The 3220-nt window shown below is 59.2% G+C and carries 7 protein-coding genes and 1 pseudogene; all 8 read left to right on the forward strand.

The features are described from left to right. Nucleotides 1-205: 205 nt before the first annotated feature. Complete coding sequence (locus tag QZY03_RS29910) at nt 206-829, forward strand: hypothetical protein (RefSeq protein WP_295587696.1); 624 nt, start codon at nt 206-208, stop codon at nt 827-829. Nucleotides 830-978: 149 nt separating this feature from the next. Continuing rightward, a complete protein-coding gene (locus tag QZY03_RS29915) occupies nt 979-1236 on the forward strand; it encodes a hypothetical protein (RefSeq protein ID WP_295587698.1) in 258 nt (85 codons plus the stop codon). After that, nucleotides 1233-1520 (forward strand): aspartyl protease family protein, encoded by a 288-nt coding sequence (locus QZY03_RS29920; RefSeq protein ID WP_295587700.1) that lies wholly within the window; start codon nt 1233-1235, stop codon nt 1518-1520. Before QZY03_RS29915 ends, QZY03_RS29920 begins: the two co-directional genes overlap by 4 nt. Before the next feature lie 87 nt (nt 1521-1607). Continuing rightward, the gene (locus QZY03_RS29925) at nt 1608-2126 is read left to right on the forward strand and encodes a zeta toxin family protein (RefSeq protein ID WP_295587708.1); all 519 of its coding nucleotides are present in this window, start codon (nt 1608-1610) and stop codon (nt 2124-2126) included. Then, a complete protein-coding gene (locus tag QZY03_RS29930; RefSeq protein ID WP_295587702.1) occupies nt 2123-2359 on the forward strand; it encodes a hypothetical protein in 237 nt (78 codons plus the stop codon). Before QZY03_RS29925 ends, QZY03_RS29930 begins: the two co-directional genes overlap by 4 nt. Beyond that, nucleotides 2356-2550: a DUF2281 domain-containing protein gene (locus tag QZY03_RS29935; RefSeq protein ID WP_295587704.1), complete on the forward strand. Its 195-nt coding sequence runs from the start codon at nt 2356-2358 to the stop codon at nt 2548-2550. The genes QZY03_RS29930 and QZY03_RS29935 overlap by 4 nt, the downstream gene beginning before the upstream one ends. Beyond that, nucleotides 2540-2809 (forward strand): annotated as a pseudogene (locus tag QZY03_RS32325) (type II toxin-antitoxin system PemK/MazF family toxin); the annotation flags it as partial. The gene QZY03_RS29935 and the pseudogene QZY03_RS32325, both read left to right, overlap by 11 nt. A 28-nt stretch (nt 2810-2837) precedes the next feature. Beyond that, a complete protein-coding gene (locus QZY03_RS29940) occupies nt 2838-3146 on the forward strand; it encodes a DUF2887 domain-containing protein (RefSeq protein ID WP_295587706.1) in 309 nt (102 codons plus the stop codon). Nucleotides 3147-3220: the final 74 nt, after the last annotated feature.

Consider the following 3220-nt stretch of genomic DNA (forward strand, 5'->3'; position numbering starts at 1 on the left):
GCTGCGCTTATCCACCCTACAAAACCGGCTCCGCTGTAGGGTGGATAAGGCGCGCCGCTCGGTGTCAGGGATCCGGCACCTCGGTCGCGCGCGCCGCATCCACCAGGGATCGCGCGATGCCGCCCGAATTTAGAATTGCTGCCTGCTCCAGAAGGAACTTGCCTCGCCGGAGCGAAAGTACGACAATCCCTAAGATCTGCCTAACGTGTTCCGTCTGATCGAAACCCACATTCGGAGCATCGTCGGCTCTATCCCAGCGGCCCACGTTCGGGATTACGACTGGCTCGTCGAGAATATCGATCGCGCTGGTGAGTCGGAATATCAATCGAAATATCGAGCATATTGGGCTATGAATGCGGCCCGCCTCGGCCCGAGCTACTACCAAGAGTATTTCGGCCGCCTCGCTGCGGCTACAGACAGCATGCCAACGCTGGGAAACCTTGCCGGAGATCTCTATAAGTTACCAACTCACCGGAACGAACGCCAGAGTCTTCAGTTTTCGTTTGCCACGAAGCTAATCCATATGAAGAATCGCCGGTTGCCGATTTACGACAGCCAGATTGCCGCGTTTTATTTCTTTCGGGAGCCCGCCCGCACTCTCTCCCTTGGGAATCGGATCAGCCAGCTCGAAAGTTTTCATGGGTTCCTACGCTCCGAATACGCAAGGATCCTGGCGAACGATTTGCTGGCAGCATCAATAACTGCCTTCCGGGCAGCATTCCTTCCAGTCTATTTCACTGACGAGAAAGTTATCGACTCTCTGCTCTGGGCATTCGTATCTAGGCTACGCAGCGGAGCCACCCGAGAAGGCTCCGTAATCTATAGCTAGATGAGCAAGACAAAGCGGCTAAGGCCATTTGTTTAAGCTGACGATAAGAGCATTTCGGTTGCGGAGCACGATGCAGCCGAGCAATTCTTATCAGTACACCAAGCGCCCAGGCCCCCGCTCTGGTATTTGAGTCACTCAGGAGCGCAGCGATGCAATGGCAAGAAATCCGCGACTATTATCCCCAACAGTGGCTTCTGCTGGAGGCGGTTAAGGCCCATTCCGAAGACGACCACCGTATTCTCGACCAATTGGCGGTGCTTGACGCCTTCCCCGATTCGGCGACGGCCATGAGCGCCTACGCACGAACGCATCGCGAAGTTCCGCAACGGGAGCTTTACGTCTTCCACACCAGCCGGGATACGCTGGACATCCTGGAGCGGCAGTGGCTCGGCATCCGGAGCGCATGATGAATATCGAGCTGCGTCATGGCCTACCCTTTATCAGCGCAGAGATTGAGTACCGCGGACGACAGGTCAAGATCGAAAATGTCTTACTGGATACGGGCTCGGCCGGATGCATTTTCGACGCGGACCAATTGTCGGCTATCGGGCTGCACTACGAGCCGTTTGATCTTGTACAGCGCATTCGCGGTGTTGGCGAAGCGGAATTCGTGTTCACGAAGAAGGTCGATCGCCTCGCGCTGGATGACCTCGCGGTGAGCGACCTCGCGATAGATGGATTACGGATTTGAGATTGCCGGTATTGTGGGGATGAGCTTTCTAACCGCGGTTGGCGCGGTCATTGACCGCTCCCAGTTGGAAATCACTAAACCGTGAAGATGAACAAACGCATCGTGATCATCGCCGGCCCCAACGGCGCGGGCAAGACCACCTTCGCTCGCGAGTTCCTGCCGAACGAGGCCGGTTGCCCGATTTTCGTCAATGCCGACCTGATCGCCGCCGGGCTGTCGCCTTTCGCGCCCGAACTCGCCGCAATCAAGGCGGGGCGGCTGATGCTGGAGGCCATCGCCGACCATGTGCGAAAGGGCGAGAGCTTCGCCTTCGAGACGACACTGGCCGGTCTTGGCTACGCTCGGACCATCCCGAAATGGCGAGTACAGGGCTTTGTAGTCAAACTGATCTTTCTGTCCTTACCGGACCCGGAGACGGCTATAGCTCGCGTTGCGGAGCGGGTAGCTCAGGGCGGACATGCCGTCCCAGAGTTGACGATTCGCCGTCGCTTTGCTTCGGGCTTGAGGAATTTTTCCCATCCTTATAGATGGCTGGTGGATATGTGGCAGCTTTACGACAATGCCAGCGAACCCCCTGCCCTGATTGCCGAAGGAGGCCGCCCATGAAGACCCCAGTTTCCCGACTCAATGACCCCGACATGCAGGCCGCACCGGTGGCGCTGATGCGGGCCTCCGAGAGGGCGCGTCGCCTGGCCGAGCAAACCGGCACGCGGTTCGTGGTCCGTCCGCCCGCCACCTTGCTCCACGACGGGCTCGACTCCACCAGTGCAGCCGAGCCTGACAGCGAAGGCAGCGCATCATTGACGCCGAGTGGATCAGTCCGGGAGAGTCAATCATGACTGTTGCAGAGTTGGCCTACGAACAGATCAAGACACTCCCCGAGACCCAGGCTCGGGAGGTACTGGATTTCATCGGTTACCTGAAGGAAAAGAGCGAGCGAGCGGAATGGGAGGATCTGATGGTTGCTCAAGCGGGTTCGCTCGCCGTCGTCTGGGATAATCCGGAAGATGAGGTATGGAATGATCTATAGGCGCGGCGACTTGGCCCTGGTGCCGTTTCCGTTCACCGACCTGTCGTCCGCAAAGCGACGGCCAGTCTTGGTGTTGGCCGACCCGGATGGCTACGGTGACTTTCTTGCGGTCGCCGTGACCTCGCGCCCACACCACAGAAACGCCATCGCCATCGGTGATCAGGACATCAGTCACGGCGTGCTGCCCGCGACGGGTTGGGTGCGTACCGACAGGGTCGTTACCTTGAACGTTGTTCTGGTAAACAAAGTTTTCGGGTCCGCGAGCAGCATGTCTATTTCGGTACCAGGTGATCGGCCCCTGGCGGGCAGTGGTGGTGTTTCCCGAACGGTCGTACGATGTTGGCGATACCACGCCCTACGATGCCCTGATCCGTTGCGGCAGCCTTCATCGGGTCTACCTCAAGGATCTGCTCGGCCGTTCCGGGCTCGGGCTGGGGGCGCGGCTCGCCCGTCTGGTGGTCATGGACCGGGAGCCACTGCTCACCGAGGCGCGTGCCTTGATCGATGAACAGACCGCGGCCGGGCAGCGCGAGTCGACTCTCGACCTGATCGAGACCGTGGGCCTTGATCGTAATCCCGGCCAGCGGCATGCGTAGTCAGGGCTTCCAGCCCTGACGGTGTCAGGCCAGGATGGCCTGACTACGCACCCGGCGAGCCCAAGTGGCCGGAA

The sequence above is a fragment of the uncultured Lamprocystis sp. genome, assembly GCF_903933125.1.
Classification (GTDB): Bacteria; Pseudomonadota; Gammaproteobacteria; order Chromatiales; family Chromatiaceae; genus Thiodictyon.

What these genes read in the sequence shown, in the direction of transcription:
- QZY03_RS29915 (WP_295587698.1), top strand. Translation starts at nt 979, where the DNA reads ATGCAATGGCAAGAAATCCGCGACTATTATCCCCAACAGTGGCTTCTG.
- QZY03_RS29920 (WP_295587700.1), top strand. Translation starts at nt 1,233, where the DNA reads ATGATGAATATCGAGCTGCGTCATGGCCTACCCTTTATCAGCGCAGAG.
- QZY03_RS29925 (WP_295587708.1), top strand. Translation starts at nt 1,608, where the DNA reads ATGAACAAACGCATCGTGATCATCGCCGGCCCCAACGGCGCGGGCAAG.
- QZY03_RS29930 (WP_295587702.1), top strand. Translation starts at nt 2,123, where the DNA reads ATGAAGACCCCAGTTTCCCGACTCAATGACCCCGACATGCAGGCCGCA.
- QZY03_RS29935 (WP_295587704.1), top strand. Translation starts at nt 2,356, where the DNA reads ATGACTGTTGCAGAGTTGGCCTACGAACAGATCAAGACACTCCCCGAG.